At 73.1% G+C, this 16,711-nt stretch carries 10 protein-coding genes and 1 pseudogene; 6 read left to right on the plus strand and 5 right to left on the minus strand.

The features are described 5' to 3' along the window. The coding region (locus tag FGF04_RS07185; RefSeq protein WP_149510412.1) for a glycoside hydrolase family 3 protein at window positions 1–1,352 on the minus strand (1,352 nt) is incomplete at its 3' end. Window positions 1,353–1,699: 347 nt separating this feature from the next. On the opposite strand from FGF04_RS07185, the gene FGF04_RS07190 reads away from it, so the two are divergent. The 6 genes from FGF04_RS07190 to FGF04_RS07215 all read left to right on the plus strand — a co-directional run bounded on the left by FGF04_RS07190 (window position 1,700) and on the right by FGF04_RS07215 (window position 10,431). Then, on the plus strand, window positions 1,700–3,382 hold the full coding sequence (locus FGF04_RS07190) for an extracellular solute-binding protein (RefSeq protein WP_149510413.1): 1,683 nt from the start codon (window positions 1,700–1,702) through the stop codon (window positions 3,380–3,382). 76 nt (window positions 3,383–3,458) lie between these two features. Continuing rightward, window positions 3,459–4,406, plus strand: coding sequence for an ABC transporter permease (locus FGF04_RS07195; protein ID WP_408055591.1), 948 nt, complete (start codon window positions 3,459–3,461; stop codon window positions 4,404–4,406). Next, window positions 4,403–5,374, plus strand: coding sequence for a carbohydrate ABC transporter permease (locus tag FGF04_RS07200; RefSeq protein ID WP_149510414.1), 972 nt, complete (start codon window positions 4,403–4,405; stop codon window positions 5,372–5,374). Before FGF04_RS07195 ends, FGF04_RS07200 begins: the two co-directional genes overlap by 4 nt. A 70-nt stretch (window positions 5,375–5,444) precedes the next feature. Then, complete coding sequence (locus tag FGF04_RS07205) at window positions 5,445–7,415, plus strand: beta-galactosidase (protein WP_149510415.1); 1,971 nt, start codon at window positions 5,445–5,447, stop codon at window positions 7,413–7,415. Next, window positions 7,412–9,724 (plus strand): glycosyl hydrolase family 95 catalytic domain-containing protein, encoded by a 2,313-nt coding sequence (locus FGF04_RS07210; protein ID WP_149510416.1) that lies wholly within the window; start codon window positions 7,412–7,414, stop codon window positions 9,722–9,724. Before FGF04_RS07205 ends, FGF04_RS07210 begins: the two co-directional genes overlap by 4 nt. Next, a complete protein-coding gene (locus tag FGF04_RS07215) occupies window positions 9,700–10,431 on the plus strand; it encodes a glycoside hydrolase family 12 protein (RefSeq protein ID WP_149510417.1) in 732 nt (243 codons plus the stop codon). Before FGF04_RS07210 ends, FGF04_RS07215 begins: the two co-directional genes overlap by 25 nt. Before the next feature lie 20 nt (window positions 10,432–10,451). Here the strand turns inward: FGF04_RS07215 and FGF04_RS07220 are convergent, their stop codons facing one another. From FGF04_RS07220 to FGF04_RS07235, 4 genes and pseudogenes are all read right to left on the minus strand, one after another. Continuing rightward, window positions 10,452–12,521, minus strand: coding sequence for a glycoside hydrolase family 31 protein (locus tag FGF04_RS07220; protein WP_149510418.1), 2,070 nt, complete (start codon window positions 12,519–12,521; stop codon window positions 10,452–10,454). Continuing rightward, entirely contained in the window at window positions 12,518–13,555 is a 1,038-nt protein-coding gene (locus FGF04_RS07225; RefSeq protein WP_149510419.1) for a LacI family DNA-binding transcriptional regulator, read from the minus strand. The genes FGF04_RS07220 and FGF04_RS07225 overlap by 4 nt, the downstream gene beginning before the upstream one ends. Before the next feature lie 76 nt (window positions 13,556–13,631). After that, window positions 13,632–14,033 (minus strand): annotated as a pseudogene (locus FGF04_RS07230) (methyltransferase domain-containing protein); the annotation flags it as partial. A gap of 181 nt (window positions 14,034–14,214) precedes the next feature. Further along, window positions 14,215–16,662 carry an ATP-binding SpoIIE family protein phosphatase gene (locus FGF04_RS07235; protein ID WP_149510420.1) on the minus strand — a complete coding sequence of 816 codons (2,448 nt, stop codon included), beginning with the start codon at window positions 16,660–16,662 and terminating at the stop codon, window positions 14,215–14,217. Between the last annotated feature and the right edge of the window lie 49 nt (window positions 16,663–16,711).

A 16,711-nucleotide genomic window follows, 5' to 3' on the forward strand; every position in this document is an offset into this window, starting at 1 on the left:
TCGGTGCGGCCCGCCAGGATGGCCGGGTCCAGGGCGCCCCCGGCCCCGCGGACCCCGTCCTCCGCCCCGTCGCCGGGCGGCACGCTCAGGTACCTGCCGTCGCCGGTCCGCAGCCGTACGCGGTCCACGCCCTCGGCGAAGTGCACGCGGTCGGCGCCGAAGCGCTCGTACAGCCCCTCCAGCGGGGTGGAGCGGTGGATGAGGGACCCGCTGTACCAGTCGAGCTTGCACTCGTCGGCGAGCAGGCCGACCACCGCGATGCGGGTGTCCTGCCAGGTGAGGGGGAGCAGGCCGTCGTTCTTCAGCAGCACGACCGCCTGTTCCGCCGCCTCCCGGGCCAGGGCCCGGTGCGCGGGGGTGTCGAAGTCCCCGGGACCCGCGTACGGGTCCGTGTCCGGGTCGAACTCGCCGAGGCGGAAGCGGACCGAGAGCTGGCGGCGCACCGCCGTGTCGATGTCGGCCGCGGTCAGCAGGCCCTGCCGCAGCGCTCCCCGCAGGCGTTCGACGGTCCGCGAGCCGTCCGTGCCGTGGTCGGTGAAGCTGTCGACGCCGGCCAGCAGCGCCGCGGCCGTCGCCTCCTCGTGCGTGGCGAAGTAGTGCTCGGCGTCGACGAGGTTCGAGGGCGCGCCCGCGTCCGAGCAGACCAGCAGGTCCTCCTCCGTCCAGGTGCGCAGGTGCTCGGCCAGGTACGGCGAGACGTGGTTGGGACGGCCGTTGACCAGGTTGTACGCGGGCATCACGCCGGCCACCGCGCCCGCCTCCACCGCTCCGCGGAAGGCGCGCAGATCGTACTCGTGCAGCACCCGGGGCCGCACCGAGACGGAGGCGGTGGCCCGGTCCGTCTCGTTGTCGTGCGCGAGCCAGTGCTTGAGGACCGGGGCGGTGCGCCAGTACACGGGATGGTCGCCGCGCAGGCCGCGGGTGTACGCGGTGGCGATCGCCGAGGTCAGCTCCGGGTCCTCCGCGTACCCCTCCTCGTTGCGGCCCCACAGCGGGTGGCGCAGCAGGTTCACGGTGGGCGCCCAGACGTTGAGGCCGACGCGGTCGTCGCGCGAGCGCATCGCGCGGGCCTCCCGGGAGACCGTCTCGCCGACCCGGCGCACCAGCTCCTCGTTCCAGGTGGCGCCCAGGCCCACCGCCTGCGGGAACACGGTCGCGGGGCCCATCCACGCCACCCCGTGCAGGGCCTCCTGGCCGGTGCGGAACGCGGCGATGCCGAGCCGCTCCACCGCGGGCCCGAACTGGTGCAGCATCGCCACCCGCTCGGCCGGGGTGAGCCGCTCCAGGAGGTCGTCGACACGCTTCGCGAACGGCAGCTGCGCGTCGCGGAAAGGCGGCGTTCGTGCGGTCACGCGAAGTTCCTTTGCGGCAGAGGGAAAGAAACGGGGCCGAACGTTCGAAGCGCTTCGATGCTCATTCGACGCAGGGTCGGGTGTCAAGACGCCCCACCGCGATGACTTCGAATACCCCCCAAGATCAAAGGAGTTGGGGGTGATCTCGACCGGTCCCCACCCCTGCGGGGAATGTGCGGACCGAGTCTTGTGCGCCCCCAGGTGTTCACTTAACCTCGCAGCAACATCGAAGCGCTTCGACTCCGTTCAGCCATCGAAGATGCCGCTCCCACCCGTGCACCCCACGACACCGCGGCCGACGCCCCCACCGCCGGGTGTCCCGCCGTGCGCCACGAAGGGTTGACGCCATGACGCCGAACACCTCCGCCACCGGCCCCGGCCGGAGAAGCTTCCTCGCCTCCTCGGCGGTCGCCGCCGCCGCGGTGGCCGGCGGGACACCGCTGCTGGCCGCCTGCGGGGGCTCCGGGAGCGGCTCGAAGGAGGGGACGACCTCGGCCAGGGACGCGAAGAAGATCCTGCCCGCCTTCGTGGCGCGGAACGTGGTGACACCGGACATCCCGTCGAAGAACGGGTCCTCCCTCGGCTTCACCGGCAAGCTCGTCGCGGCCGACCTGAAGACCTCGGTGCCCGGCCGGCTCGGCAAGGGCAGCACGATCAGGATCATGTCGCCGTTCTGGGGCTCGCCCCCGAAGGGCGACAACCCCTACTACCGGGCGATGAACGACAAGATCGGCGTGAACGTCGTCTGGCGGAACCAGGACGGCAACACGTACGACGAGAAGCTGGGCGCGGTCCTCGCCTCCGGCGACATGCCGGACGTCGTGGTGATCCCCGGCTGGAACATGGGCGGCAGGATCCCCGGCGCCGTCATCAGCAAGATGGCGGACCTCGGCCCGTACCTCTCCGGCGACCAGGTGAAGGACTACCCGAACCTCGCCGCGATCCCGACCGACGCCTGGCGGCGCTCCCTCTTCGGCGGGAAGCTGCACGGCCTGCCGATGCCCAGCTCGTACGTGACCAACATCGTGCCGTACTACCGCAAGGACGTCTTCGACGAGAAGGGCTACGACCTGCCCACCTCGGCGGCCGGGTTCCTGGCCCTGGCCAAGGAGATCACCAGCGCGAGGGCGAAGGTGTGGGCCTGCGACGACATGAAGTGGACCGCGTTCAACGCCTTCGGGGTGCTGCCCGGCAGCGAGAAGCCGCTCGGCTGGAACCTCGTCGACGGCAAGCTGGTCCACCGCGTCGAGACCGACGCGTACCTCGAAGCACTGGAGTGGACGCGCACGCTCTACTCCGCGGGGGTCGTCCACCCGGACGCCAAGGCGCAGAACCAGGGCGACTCCGGGCTGCGCTTCACCTCCGGCGAAGTGCTCGTCTACAACAACGACCTCTCCCACTGGTGGGCCAGGACCACCGAGCAGGCCTCCCAGAACAAGAAGTTCCGCATCGCCGGCATGGACGTCTTCGGCCACGACGGCGGGGAGCCCGCGCTGTGGGCCGGATCGCCCGCGGGCATCTTCGCCTTCGTCAGCAAGAAGGCGTCCGAGACGGTGGTCCGGGACGTGCTGGCCGCCGCGAACGTCACCGCCGCCCCGTACGGCACCGAGGAGTACATGCTCACCAACTACGGGGTCGAGGGCACGCACTACACGGTCGAGGACGGCACGCCGACCAAGAACGACAAGGGCAACCAGGAGGTCCTGAACGCCTTCGTGATGCTCGCGAGCCCCGCCCCGACCATCGCGCACCCCGACCGGCCGGACATCGCGAAGGCACAGGTGGAGTGGCAGCAGCGGATGGGCGCCCGCACGAAGAAGTCCACCTTCTACGGCCTGCAGATCATCGAGCCGGCCCGCTACACCCACCTCTCCGACGACTTCGAGCAGCTGGAGGACGACATCGTCCGCGGCCGCAAGAAGATCGGCGACATGCAGCGGGCGGTCTCGGACTGGAAGCGCCGGGGCGGCGACGAGCTGCGGGACTGGTACCGGAAGCTGCTGGACGACAACGGCTCCGCGCAGGGGTGACGAGGTGGCACAGAGCACCACGCAGATCGCCCCCGCACCGCCGGACCCGGGGGTCTCCGAGGCGGACCGCAGGACGCTGGAGAGGGCCGCGAACGGCGGCGGCACCTTCCGGACCCGCTTCCGCCGGGACCGCACGCTGGTCCTGATGACCCTGCCGGCCGTCCTGCTGGTCCTGGTCTTCACCTACGTGCCGATCCTCGGCAACGTCGTCGCCTTCCAGGAGTACGACCCCTACGTCGGCGACAACGGCTTCGTCGCCGTCTTCCACAGTCCCTGGGTCGGCCTGGAGCAGTTCTCCCGGCTGTTCGAGGACCCGGCCTTCTGGGACGCCGTCCGCAACACCCTGGTCCTCTTCACCCTGCAGCTCCTGCTCTTCTTCCCCGTCCCGATCCTGCTGGCGCTGCTCGTCAACAGCGTGCTCAGGCCCCGGGTGCGGGCGCTGTCGCAGGCGATCCTCTACCTGCCGCACTTCTTCTCCTGGGTCCTGGTCGTCACCGTCTTCCAGCAGATCTTCGGTGGCGCCGGGATCATCGCGCAGACCCTGCGCCGGCACGGCCACGAGGGCTTCGACCTGATGACCGACCCCGGCGTCTTCAAGTTCCTGGTGACCGCCGAGGGCGTCTGGAAGGACGCCGGCTGGGGCGTCATCGTCTTCCTCGCGGCGCTGGCCTCCGTCAGCCCCGACCTGTACGAGGCCGCGGCGATGGACGGCGCCGGCCGTTGGCGCCGCATGTGGCACGTCACGCTGCCCGCGCTGCGCCCGGTGATCGCCCTGCTGCTGGTGCTGCGCGTCGGCGACGCGCTCACCGTCGGCTTCGAGCAGATCCTGCTGCAGCGGGACGCGGTGGGACCGGGCGCGGCGGAGGTCCTCGACACCTACGTGTGGTGGAACGGCGTCCGCAACCAGGACTTCAGCTACGCGGCCGCCGCGGGCCTGATCAAGGGCGTGGTCGGCCTCGGCCTCGTCCTCGCCGCCAACAAGGTCGCCCATCTCATGGGCGAGCAGGGGGTGTACAAGAAGTGAGCGCAGCCAGTGCCGGGAACGCGACCGGGGAGCGCCCGGGGGCGTCAGGGCCGGACCCGCGGCGGACCGGCCGCTGGGCCGCCCCGCCGCGGCCCGTCTGGGAGGAGGAGCCCCGCCGGGCCGGGCTCGCGGGCAAGGGCCTCGTGCTGACCGTCGCCTGTCTGGCCGTCCTGTTCCCGCTGTGGATCGTCGTCGTCACCAGCCTGTCCACGAAGCGGACCATCAGCGAGGCCGGCGGTCTGGTGGTGGTCCCCAGGGACGTCACCTTCCTCGCCTACCAGGAGCTGCTGAGTGGCGGCCAGGTCACCCGCGCCACCGTCGTCAGCCTGGGCGTCACCGTCGCCGGCACGCTGTTCTCGATGACGGTCTCCGTCCTGTGCGCGTACGGGCTCTCGCGCACCGGGTCGGTCGGGCACCGCTGGTTCCTGATGCTCCTGCTCGCCACGATGTTCTTCGGCGCCGGCCTCATCCCCACGTACCTGCTGGTGCAGTCGCTGGGCCTGACGGACACGTACCTGGCGCTGATCCTGCCGAGCGCGGTCAGCGTCTTCAACATCCTGGTGCTGCGGGCGTTCTTCATGGGCATCTCGCGGGAGCTCACCGACAGCGCGCGCATCGACGGCGCGGGGGACTGGCGGATCCTGTGGCGGATCGTGCTCCCGCTCTCCCGGGCCGTCGTCGCGGTGATCACGCTGTTCTACGCCGTCGGGTACTGGAGCGCCTGGTTCAACGCGTCGATCTACCTGAGCGACCAGGACATGATGCCGCTGCAGAACGTCATGATCCAGCTCGTGCAGAAGCAGGAACCTCCGGTGGGGCTGGGGCAGGCGATCAGGGCGGGGGAGCTGTCGGCGCCGGCCGTGCAGATGGCCGTGATGGTGCTGGCGCTGGTGCCGGTGGCCGTCCTGTCGCCGTTCGTCCAGAAGCACTTCAGGAAGGGGATGCTGACCGGGGCCGTCAAGGGGTGACCTTGCGCCTGTGGCGCCGGTCGGCCCGATTTTCCTTCCGGGGCAGCCCACCAGCGGAACGAGGTATGTCATGAGCACGCCAGGTCTCGGTGATGTCACCCGTGGGCGCGTCCTCTTCGGGGGTGACTACAACCCCGAGCAGTGGCCCGAGGAGACGTGGCAGGAGGACGTGCGCCTCATGAAGGAGGCGAGCGTCACCTCCGTCACCCTCGGCGTCTTCGCCTGGGCGAAGCTCGAACCGCGCCCGGGCGCCCGGGAGTTCGGCTGGCTGGACCGGGTCATGGCACTCCTGCACGCGCACGGCATCGGGGTCGTCCTCGCCACGCCGACCTCCTCGCCCCCGCCCTGGCTGGGCCGGCTCCACCCGGACACCCTGCCCCGCGACCGGGACGGCCGCACCGAGTGGTGGGGCGGCCGGCAGCACTTCTCGCACTCCAGCGCCGCCTACCGCCGGCACGCCGCCGCCATCACCGAGGACCTGGCCGCCCGTTACGGCGACCACCCCGCCCTCACCATGTGGCACGTCAACAACGAGTACTGCACCTACGACTGGGGCGACGAGGCGGCCGGCGCGTTCCGCCGCTGGCTCCGGGACCGCTACGGCACCCTCGACGCGCTCAACGCGGCCTGGGGCACCGCCTTCTGGAGCCAGGGCTACGGCGACTGGGCGGAGGTCCTGCCGCCGCGCCGCGCCCACTACCTGAACAACCCCGCCCAGGTGCTCGACTTCAGGCGCTGCACCTCCGACCTGCTCCTGGAGTGCTACGTCGCCGAACGCGACATCGTGCGCCGGTACTCGCCCGGCGTGCCGGTGACCACCAACTTCATGCCGCTGGGGGCGGGCCAGGACGCCTGGCGGTGGGCCCGGGAAGAGGACGTCGTCTCCGTCGGCCTCTCCCCCGACCCGCGCGACCCCCTCGGCGCCCAGTACGGCGCGCTCGTCCAGGACCTGACCCGCTCGCAGGCCCGCGGCCCGTGGATGCTGATGGAGCAGGCGGCCGGCGCGGTGAACTGGCGGGGCGTGAACCACCCCAAGCCGCGCGGCCTCAACCGGCTCTGGTCCTTCCAGGCCGTCGCCCGGGGCGCCGACGCCGTCTGCTACTTCCAGTGGCGGCAGTCCCGCCAGGGCGCCGAGAAGTTCCACTCGGGCATGCTCGGCCACGCGGGGGAGCAGGGCCGCACCTACCGGGAGGTCCGGGAGCTCGGCGCCGAACTCGCCCGCGTCGGCGGGGAGATCAGCGGCCGGCACGCGCCCGCCGAGGTCGCGGTCCTCCACGACTGGCACGCCTGGTGGGCGGGGACGCAGGACGGCCGGCCCTCCCGCGAGGTCGACCCGGCGGAGGTCGTACGGGCCTGGCACCGCGCCCTGTGGGAGGCCCGCATCGGCACGGACTTCGCCCACCCCGGATACGACCTGTCGGCGTACCCGCTGGTGGTCGTCCCGCAGCTGTACCTGCTGACCGACGCGGCGATCGACAACCTCGTCGGGTACGTACGGGGCGGCGGCACCCTCGTCAGCGGCTTCCTGACCGGGATCGCGGACCGGGACGACCGGATCAGGCCCGGCGGCATGGACGCACGGCTGCGGGAGCTGTTCGGCATCCGCACCCTGCACGAGTGGTGGCCGCTCGACCCCGGCGAGCACGCGGAGTGCGACGGGTTCCGGGGCACGCTGTGGTCCGAGGAGATCGAGGCCGGGGACGGCGTCGCGCACGCCCGCTACCGGGGCGGCGAGCTCGACGGCCTGCCCGCCGTGCTGCGCAGGGGCCGCGCCTGGTACGTCTCCACGCTGCCCGCCCCCGACGCGCTGCGCGACCTGCTGACGGACGTCGCCGCCGGCGCGGGGGTGCGCCCGGTGCTCGACGGCCTGCCCGCCCGGGTCGAGGCCGTCCGCCGCCAGGACCTGCTCTTCCTCCTCAACCACGGACGCGACCCGGTCACGGTGGCGGTGCCCGGGACCCACCGGGACCTGCTCACCCGGCGGCGGGTCACGGACGCGGTCGAGCTGGACCGGTACGGGGTGGCGGTGCTCGCGCCATGAGGACCGGCACCGGGGGCGCCCCGCCCCCTTTCCCCCACGGCACCTGGGAGCCGCGCCCCGCGGAGCGGTGGGAGGACGCCTTCCTGAGCGGCAACGGCCGCCACGGCGCCCTCGTGTTCGGCGATCCGGACGACGACCGGGTGATCGTCACCCACCACACCCTCGTCCGGCCCAACGGCGGCGAGCACGCCCGGCCCCCGGAGCTGGCGGCCGGGCTGCCCGCCCTCCAGGACCGGCTGCTCGCGGGCGACCTGAGGGCGGCCGAGGACTTCACCGACGGGCGCCCGCTGCAGTGGGTCCAGCCCTTCCACCCCGCCTTCCTGACCCGGCTGCGGCGGCCGGACCCGCACGGCGGGGAGCACGCCTGCCGCCGCTCACTCGACTTCACCACGGGCGTCGCCGAGACGTCCTGCGCGGACCGGTGCAGCCGGGTCTTCGTCTCCCGCGCCGACGACGTGGTCGTCCAGTACGTGACCTCGCCGGGGCCCGCCCTGGACATCACCCTCGACCACCGGCTGCCCGGCGCCCCGGACGGGCTGCGGGTCGGCGACGGCACGGTCCGCACCCCGGAGGGCGCCGTGCTCACCCTCGGCGCCCGCTACCCCGGCAGCGACCGCGCCTTCACCGGCGTGACGCTGGCCGTGGTCACCGGCGGCCGTACGACCCTCACCCCGCCCGGTGTGCACGTGGCGGGCGCGCGGTCGGTCCTGCTGCTCACCCGCGTGGAGCGGCACACCGGGGAGCCGCCGGACACGGTGGCGCGGGTGCGGGCCCTGCGCGCCCTGCTGCCGGCCGGCGAGGACCCGTACACGGGGCTCCTGCGGCGCCACCTGCGCCTGCACCGCACCGCCTACGGCCGCGCCCGGCTCGTCCTCGACGCCGACGACGGCGAACGCGCGCTCCCCGGCTCGGAGCTGCTGCGGCGCCCCGCGAGCCCCGCCCTCCTGGAGCGGCTCTTCGCGGCCGGCCGCTACCACCTGCTGTCCGCCAGCGGGATGCTGCCGCCCCGGCTCACCGGACTGTGGACCGGCGACTGGGACACGGCCTGGTCCGGCGCCTTCACCACGGACGCCAACCTCAACCTGCAGACCGCCTCGGCCGTCGCGGGCGCCCTGCCCGAGGTGGTGGAGGCCCACGCCGCGCTGGTCCACGGGCAGCTGCCGCACTGGCGGGACAACGCCCGCGCCGTCTTCGGCGCCCGGGGCGCGGTCGCCCCGCCCCACACGGACGGCGAGTCGGGGCACACCTACCACTTCAGCCGTGCGTACCCGCTGCACCTGTGGACCGCGGGCGCCGACTGGCTGCTCAAGCCGCTCGTCGACCACGACGAGGCCCGCGGGGAGCGCGACCCCCGGCTGGCCGCCGCCCTGGCCGAGGTCGCGCTGTTCTACGAGGACTTCCTCACCCGTACCGACGCGCGCGGCCGGCTCGTCGTCGTCCCCTCCTACTCGCCGGAGAACCGCCCGGCGAACCCGGACTCGAGCGGCGGCGCGCTCAACGCGGCCATGGACCTCTCGGCGGCCCGGCACGCCCTGCGCACGGCCGCCGCGTACCACCCGGGCCCCGCCGCCGACCGGTGGCGGGCGCTGGCCGGCCGGCTGCCCCCGCACCGCGTCAACGACGACGGCGCGCTCGCCGAGTGGGCCTGGCCGGGCCTCGACGACCGCTACGACCACCGGCACCTCAGCCACCTGTACGGCGTGTGGCCGCTGGAGGAGATCAACCCGTACGACACCCCCGATCTCGCGGCGGCCGCGCACCGCGCGCTCGCCCTGCGGGGCACCGGGAACGACTCCGCGCACGGCCACCTCCACCAGGCCCTCGTCGCGGCCCGCCTGCGCGACGGCGAGCGGGTCGCGCACGCGCTCGGCCGGGTGCTGGCGGGCGACTTCTTCCACGCCTCCCTGATGAGCGCGCACTACCCCGGCCGCGACGTCTACAACGCGGACGCCGCCCACACCCTGCCCGCCCTGGTCGTCGAGGCGCTGGTCCAGTCGGCCCCCGGCCGGCTGGTCCTCCTGCCCGCGCTGCCCGCCGCCTTCCCGGCCGGTGAACTGCGCGGCGTGCGCACGAGGTTCGGCGCCGAGATCGACCTCACCTGGGACGCGCGGGAGGCCCGGGCGGTGGTCCGGCCCGCCCGCACCTGCCGCATCGACCTCAGAACCCCCTCCGGAGCGCGACGGCTCGACCTGCGCGCCGGGGAGGAACGCGTCCTCACCCTGCGGACGCGGCAGCCGCACCACCGTTCCGTCCCGCACCTCCCCCCACCCATGGAAGGGACACCATGGCACCACGCACACCGCACCTGAGGACGGCCGTGCACAGGATCACCAAGGCCCTGCTGGCCCCCGCGCTCGCCCTCGGGGTCACCGTCGGGCTCGCCTCCGCCCCCGCCTCCGCCGCGGTCTGGAACTCCTGCGACCAGTGGGGCAACACGACCCTGAACGGCTACACGCTCTACAACAACATCTGGGGCTCCGGCGCCGGCAGCCAGTGCGTCTGGGCCAACTCCGGCACCGACTGGGGCGTCTGGGCCGACCACCCCAACACCGGCGGCATCAAGTCGTACCCCAACTCCAAGAAGGTGATCAACAGGACGATCACCTCGCTCGGCTCGCTCAGCAGCACGTACAACGTCACCGTCCCGTCGGCCGGCGCGTACAACACCTCGTACGACATCTGGGACACCGACTACGACTACGAGATCATGCTCTGGGTCAACCACAACGGAGCCGTCGGGCCGCTCGGCACCGCGCAGGGGAACGTCACCCTCGGCGGCCACACCTGGTCCGTCTACAAGGGCAGCAACGGGGCCAACGAGGTCTTCTCGTTCCTGCGCACCTCGGACTCGAACTCCGGCACCGTGGGCATCCTGCCGATCCTGAAGTGGATCAAGGACACCAAGGGCTGGATGGGCGACGAGACCATCGGCGACGTCCAGTTCGGCTACGAGATCACGTCCTCGTCCGGCGGCCTGGACTTCCGGACGAACAACCTGACGGTCAGCAGCGGCTGACCGCCGCGGAGGGCGCGCGGCTACTCCCGCACGGGCAGCCGCGCGCCGTCCCGCAGGAACAGCGGGATGCGGTCCAGCGGCGCGTCCACGGTCACGGCCGCGCCGCCCTCGTACTCCTCGCCGGTCCACGCGTCCGTCCAGCGCGCACCCGCCGGGAGGTACGCCGTACGGGCCGTCGCGCCCGCCGTGAGCACCGGCGCGACCAGCAGGTCCCGGCCGAAGAGGTACGCGTCGTCCACCGACCAGGCCGCGTGGTCGTCCGGGAACTCCAGGAACAGCGGGCGCATCACCGGCAGGCCCTCCTCGTGGGCCTCCCGCATGACCTCCAGGACGTACGGCTTCAGGCGCTCGCGCAGCCGGAGGTACTTCTCCAGGACCGCGCCGGCCTCCTCGCCGTACGACCACACCTCGTTCGGGCCGCCGGTCATCCCCGGGCCGAGCGGCATGCCCGGGTCGCGGAAGCCGTGCAGCCGCATCAGCGGCGACAGCGCGCCGAACTGGAACCAGCGGACCAGCACCTCGCGGTACGCCGGGTCGTCCGGGTCGCCGCCGTGGAAGCCGCCGATGTCGGTGTTCCACCAGGGGATGCCGGACAGCGCGGTGTTGAGCCCCGCCGCTATCTGGCGGCGCAGGGTCGCGAAGTCCGTGCCGATGTCGCCGGACCACAGGGCGGCGCCGTAGCGCTGACTGCCCGCCCACGCCGAGCGGTTGAGGGTGAGGACCTCGCTCTGGCCGGCCGCCAGCATGCCCTCGTGGAAGGCGCGGGCGTTCTCCCGCGGGTACATGTTGCCCACTTCGAGACCGGGCCCCGCCCAGTAGCGCAGGTTCTCCTGGAAGCCCGGCTTCAGCTCCGGCTCGCAGGCGTCCAGCCAGAACGCCGTGATCCCGTACGGCTCCAGGTAGTTCTCCCTGATCCTCGACCACACGAACTCCCTCGCGCCGGGGTTCGTCGCGTCGTAGAAGGCGACCTGGACCGTGGAGGCGACCTCCTTGTCCGGCCAGTCCGCATGCGCCAGGGGCCCGTACTGCGTGCCGATGAACCAGCCCCGCTGCTCCATCAGCCGGTGGTTCTCGGAGAGCGGCGAGACGGACGGCCAGACGGACACGACGAGCTTGACGCCCAGCTCCGCCAGCTCCCGCTGCATCCCCGCCGGGTCCGGCCACTCCGCCGGGTCGAACTTCCAGTCGCCCAGGTGCGTCCAGTGGAAGAAGTCGCAGACGATGACGTCCAGGGGCAGGCCCCGGCGCCTGTACTCCCGTGCCACGCCCAGCAGTTCGTCCTGGGTGCGGTAGCGCAGCTTGCACTGCCAGAAGCCCGCCGCCCACGCGGGCAGCATCGGCGTGCGCCCGGTCACCGCGCTGTACCGGCGCTGCGCGTCGGCCGGATCGCCCGCCGTGATCCAGTAGTCGATCTGCCGGGCCGAGTCCGCCACCCAGCGCGTGCCGTTGCCGGCCAGCTCGACGCGGCCGATCGCCGGGCTGTTCCACAGCAGGGTGTACCCGCGGCTGGAGGTGAGGACGGGGATCGTCACCTCGGCGTTGCGCTGGACCAGGTCGAGGACGGCGCCCTTCTGGTCGAGCAGCCCGTGCTGGTGCTGCCCGAGCCCGTACAGCTTCTCGCCCTCGTACGCCGCGAAGCGCTGCTCCAGGCGGTGGTGACCGTTGCCGACAGGGGTGTAGAGGCGCGGTCCTGGCCACCAGAAGTGGGCGCGCTCCTCGGCCAGGAGTTCGCTCCCGTCGCCGGTGCGCACGAAGCGCACCAGCCCCTCGGCGTCGACCTCGGCGGTCAGCGCGCCGACGGTCAGCAGGCCCCGCCCGTCCTCGATCGTGACGGTGCCCCGCGCGGCGGGCGGCTCGTCGAGCACGGCGGCGGGCAGGCCCTCCAGGACGGGCCCGCCGAGCCTGGCCCGGACCCGGACGGCGTCCGGGCCCCACGGCTCGATGCGCAGCGTCTCCTGGTGGCCGCTCCACTCCAGCGCGCCGTCGCGTTCGCTGAACGTGCCGGCGGTGGGGGAGGACCGGACGAGGCTCGCGGACCCCGGTCCGGACCGGGACGGCGGTCCGGTGCGGTTCCCGGCGGGCTGGTTCATACGGGGCGCTCCTGGGAGGTGGCCGGAGCGGCCGGGGCCGGGCCCGTACTCGCCCGGACCGTTAGCTCGGGGGCGATGAGCACGACCTCGTCCTCGCCGCGTCCCGCCAGCTTGGCGACCACGTGCTCCACCGCGCTGCGGCCCATCTCCTGGGCGGGGATGGCGACCGAGGTCAGCCGCACCGAGGCCTGGACGGCGACCTGGTCCGGGCAGATCGCGATCACCGACACGTCCTCGGGCACGGCCCGGCCCTGCCGGCGCAGCAGCGCCAGCAGCGGCTCGACCGCCTGCTCGTTCTGCACGACGAAGCCCGTGGTGCCGGGGCGTTCGTCGAAGACCCGGGCCAGGGTCAGGGACATCGCGTCGAAGCCGCCCTCGCACGGGCGGTGCAGCACCCGCAGTCCCAGCTCGCGCGAGCGGGTCCGCAGGCCGTCGAGCGTGCGCTCGGCGAACCCGGTGTGGCGCTCGTACACCGCGGGCGCCTCACCGATGACGGCGATGTCGCGGTGGCCGAGCATCGCCAGGTGCTCGGCGCACAGCGCGCCCGTCGCGCCGAAGTCGAGGTCCACGCAGGTCAGCCCGCCGGTGTCGGCGGGCAGCCCGATGAGGACGGACGGCTGCGCTGTGCCGCGCAGCAACGGCAGCCGCTCGTCGTCGAGTTCGACGTCCATCAGGATCATCGCGTCGGCGAGCCCGCTCCCGGTGACCCGGCGCACCGCGTCGGGACCCTCCTCACCGGTGAGCAGCAGCACGTCGTACCCGTGGGCGCGCGCCGAGGTCGTCACCGCGATGGCGATCTCCATCATCACGGGTACGTACATGTCCGTGCGGAGCGGGATCATCAGCGCGATGATGTTGGACCGGTTGCTCGCCAGCGCGCGGGCGCCGGCGTTGGGGTGGTACCCCAGCACCTGGATGCTCTGCTCGACCCGCTCCCGGGTGCGCGCGGAGATGGACCGCTTGCCGCTGAGGACGTAGCTCACCGTGCTCGCCGAGACTCCGGCGTGCTGGGCGACCTCGGCGAGGGTGACCATCCAGCTCTCCAGGGGGTGTGAAGCGCTTCGACAGTGCGCGGTGCGGATGACGGGGGAGTGAGGGTGGGTCGACAGTGTCCCCCGCCTCGCACTGGTGCAGCACGCCCCGCATGTACACGTTGGCGTCGCCCAGTTCGGCGTGCAGCACCTCCGCCTCCGCCCCCTCCGCCGCGTCGAACAGCCGGTAGGACGCCTGCCCCGCCGGATCCGCGAGCCGGGCCCGGTCGAGGGCGGCGGCCGACAGGTCGGCGCCGACGACCTTCGGGTACCGGTCGGCGAGGAACCGCGTCTGCGTGCCGTTGCCGCAGCCGAGGTCCACGAGCGGCAGCCCCGGCGCGGACAGGTGCGGTTCGAACAGCGCGAGGTGGACGCAGGCGGTGAGCGCGGGCTCGGCGTCCCAGAAGACGGCCCCCGGCCCGTCGGGTGCCTCGCGCCAGAAACCCTCCCAGGCCTCTCTGTACCGAGTGGTCACGCTCATGCCGGCTCCCCAGGATGCGACTGCGAACCGCCCTGAAACGACGGGCAGTCAGGTCTATCGCGCCCGCGGTGAAGCGACAAGAACACGGCACGCGGTACTTGGCGCGCGGCGGGTGGTGCGCAGCGGCCGGCGCGGGCGGCCTGCCGCGGTCGGCGCGGACGGCCCGCCCCGGTCGCCGCGGTCAGCGCGGGCGGCGGCGCGGCAGCGTCAGCTCGTACCACACCGTCTTGCCGGAGCCGGTCCGGCTGGTCCCCCACTCGCGCGCCAGCGTGCTGACCACGCGCATGCCGCGGCCGGCGTCGTCGAGCGGGCCGGCGCTGAGCAGCGTGGGCAGGGTGTGGTCGTCGTCCTCCACCTCGCACAGCAGGGTGTCGCCGCGGACGAGCCGCAGCTCGACGGGCCTGCTGTGGGAGTGCCGTACGGCATTGGTGACGAGCTCGCTCACCAGCAGCTCGGCGGTGTCGGCGAGGGAGGCGAGGCCCCAGGTGTGGAGCTGTTCGCGGACCGCCGCGCGCATCCGGCCGGCCTCCCGGGGGTCGTGCCCGATCCGCCACTCGGCGACGTCCTCGGGCTCGATGCCGTTGAGCCGGGCCATCAGGAGCGCGACGTCGTCCTTGCGGCCGCCGCGGGTGTTGAGGGTCCTGATGATGGTGTCGCAGGCGTCGTCCATGGACGCGGCCGGGTGGGCCGCCGACTCGCACAGTGCGGCCAGCCCGACGCCGATGTCCTCGCCGCGCACCTCGACCAGTCCGTCGGTGCACATCACGAGCCGGTCACCGGGCTCCACCGGCACCCGTACGGACTCGAAGGGCACCCCGCCGACGCCGATGGGCGCGCCGGTCGGCAGGTCGAGCAGATCGCTGCGGCCGTCCCCGGCGCGGACCAGCACGGGCGGGATGTGGCCCGCGTTGGCGATCTCCAGCTCACCGGCGATGGGGTCGTAGATCGCGTACAGGCAGGTCGCGAGGTAGTGCTCGCCGAGCCGCTGCGCCAGGTCGTCGAGGTTGCGCAGGAGCTGGGCGGGCGGCAGGTCGAGGGCCGCCATGGTCTGGACGGCGGTGCGCAACTGGCCCATCATCGCGGCCGAGTTGAGGCCGTGGCCCATGACGTCGCCGACGACGAGCGCGGTGCGCGAGCCGGGCAGCTTCACCGAGTCGAACCAGTCGCCGCCGACCCGTCCGAGCAGGGTGCCGGGCAGGTAGCGGGTCGCGATGTCGCAGCTGGCCATCCGCGGGGCGATGTGCGGCAGCATGCTGTCCTGGAGGGTCTCGGCGACGCTCTCCTGGTACGTGTACATGCGGGCGTTGTCGAGCACGAGCCCGGCGCGCGCGGCGAGTTCGGCGCCGGTGACGCGGTCCATGTCGTTGAACTCGACGCGCTCCGGGTGCCGCAGCAGGATCATGAAGCCGAGGACGACGTTGCGGGCCTTGAGGGGCACGACCAGCATGGAGCGGCCCGTGATGAGCGGCCGGATGTCGCGCTTCTCGAACTGCGCGGCGATCATGTGCCCCATCTGCTCGCTGATGCGGGGCACGAGGACGGGTTCGCCGCTGGTCATGCACTGGAAGAACGGGGTGTGCGCCGGGAACGGCATGGCCTCGCCGACCGGTACGACGTCGTCCCAGCGGCCCGGCTCGTCCGTGTGCTCCAGCGCGACCCGGTGCCACAGGGTGGTGGTGTCGGGCACGCCGTCGGGGAAGCCCTCGCCGGCGACGACCTGTTCGCGCAGGTAGGTCCCGGCCACGTCGGTGAAGCGCGGGACGACGGCCCGGCTCACCTCGACGATCGTGCGGGACAGGTCGAGCGAGGTGCCGATGCGTCCGCTGACCTCGTTCAGGAACTCAAGGCGCTCGCGCACGGCCGCGTATTCGAGGTCCTGGACCTCGTCCTCGGCGTCCTCGGGCAGGGGCTCGCCCGACCGAGCCGCGGCGGCGGCCCGCTCCTGGCGCGCCTTGCGCTCGGCGCGCCGCGGCACACCCCAGTCCGGGGTGACGGGAACGCGGTCGTTCTGGCTGAACTCAAGGACGGGGTAGCCCAGTTCGAGGACCTGGGCGACGATGCGGGCGCTGTCGCCGACGCTCATGCTCGGCAGGATCTCGGGCAGTCTGCGGGCCAGGTCCTCGGCGCCGGGGAAGTCGGTGTGCAGGGCGAACCCGGGCGCGATGCGCTCGACGGCCGCGGGCGGACCGGCGTCGTCGCCGTGATGCAGCGCGTCCGCGTCGGCGGCCAGGACCAGCAGCCGCTCGGGGCCGGGCCCCACCAGCGGGTAGGCCCACCACAGGACGTCGAGGCGGCCGGAGCGCGCGGCGGTCAGCCGGGCGCGGCCCGCCGCCGGGTAGAACAGCCGTCCGTCGAGGGAGGATTCGAGGTCGGGCCCGAACCCGTCGTAGGCGGCGTACGCCTCGTAGGGAGCGCTCCCGTCGTCCTCCGGCAGGGCGCCGGAGACCGGCAGCAGATCGACGGCGGGGCGGCCGACGGCCTCTTCCCGCGCGGTGCCGAAGAGGCGCCGCGCGCCCCGGCTCCAGTGCGTGACCAGGCCCCCGCGGTCCACCACGACCACGGCCAGCGGGATACGCCCCGGCGCGACGGTTCCGTCAGGAGGGACGCCCCTCCCGGTGCCACGGTCCATGGCTCAGGCCCTCCCTCCCACGGTCCGCAAGATCTGCGCCACCCACCAC

The organism is Streptomyces apricus (genome assembly GCF_008369065.1).
GTDB lineage: Bacteria > Actinomycetota > Actinomycetes > Streptomycetales > Streptomycetaceae > Streptomyces > Streptomyces apricus.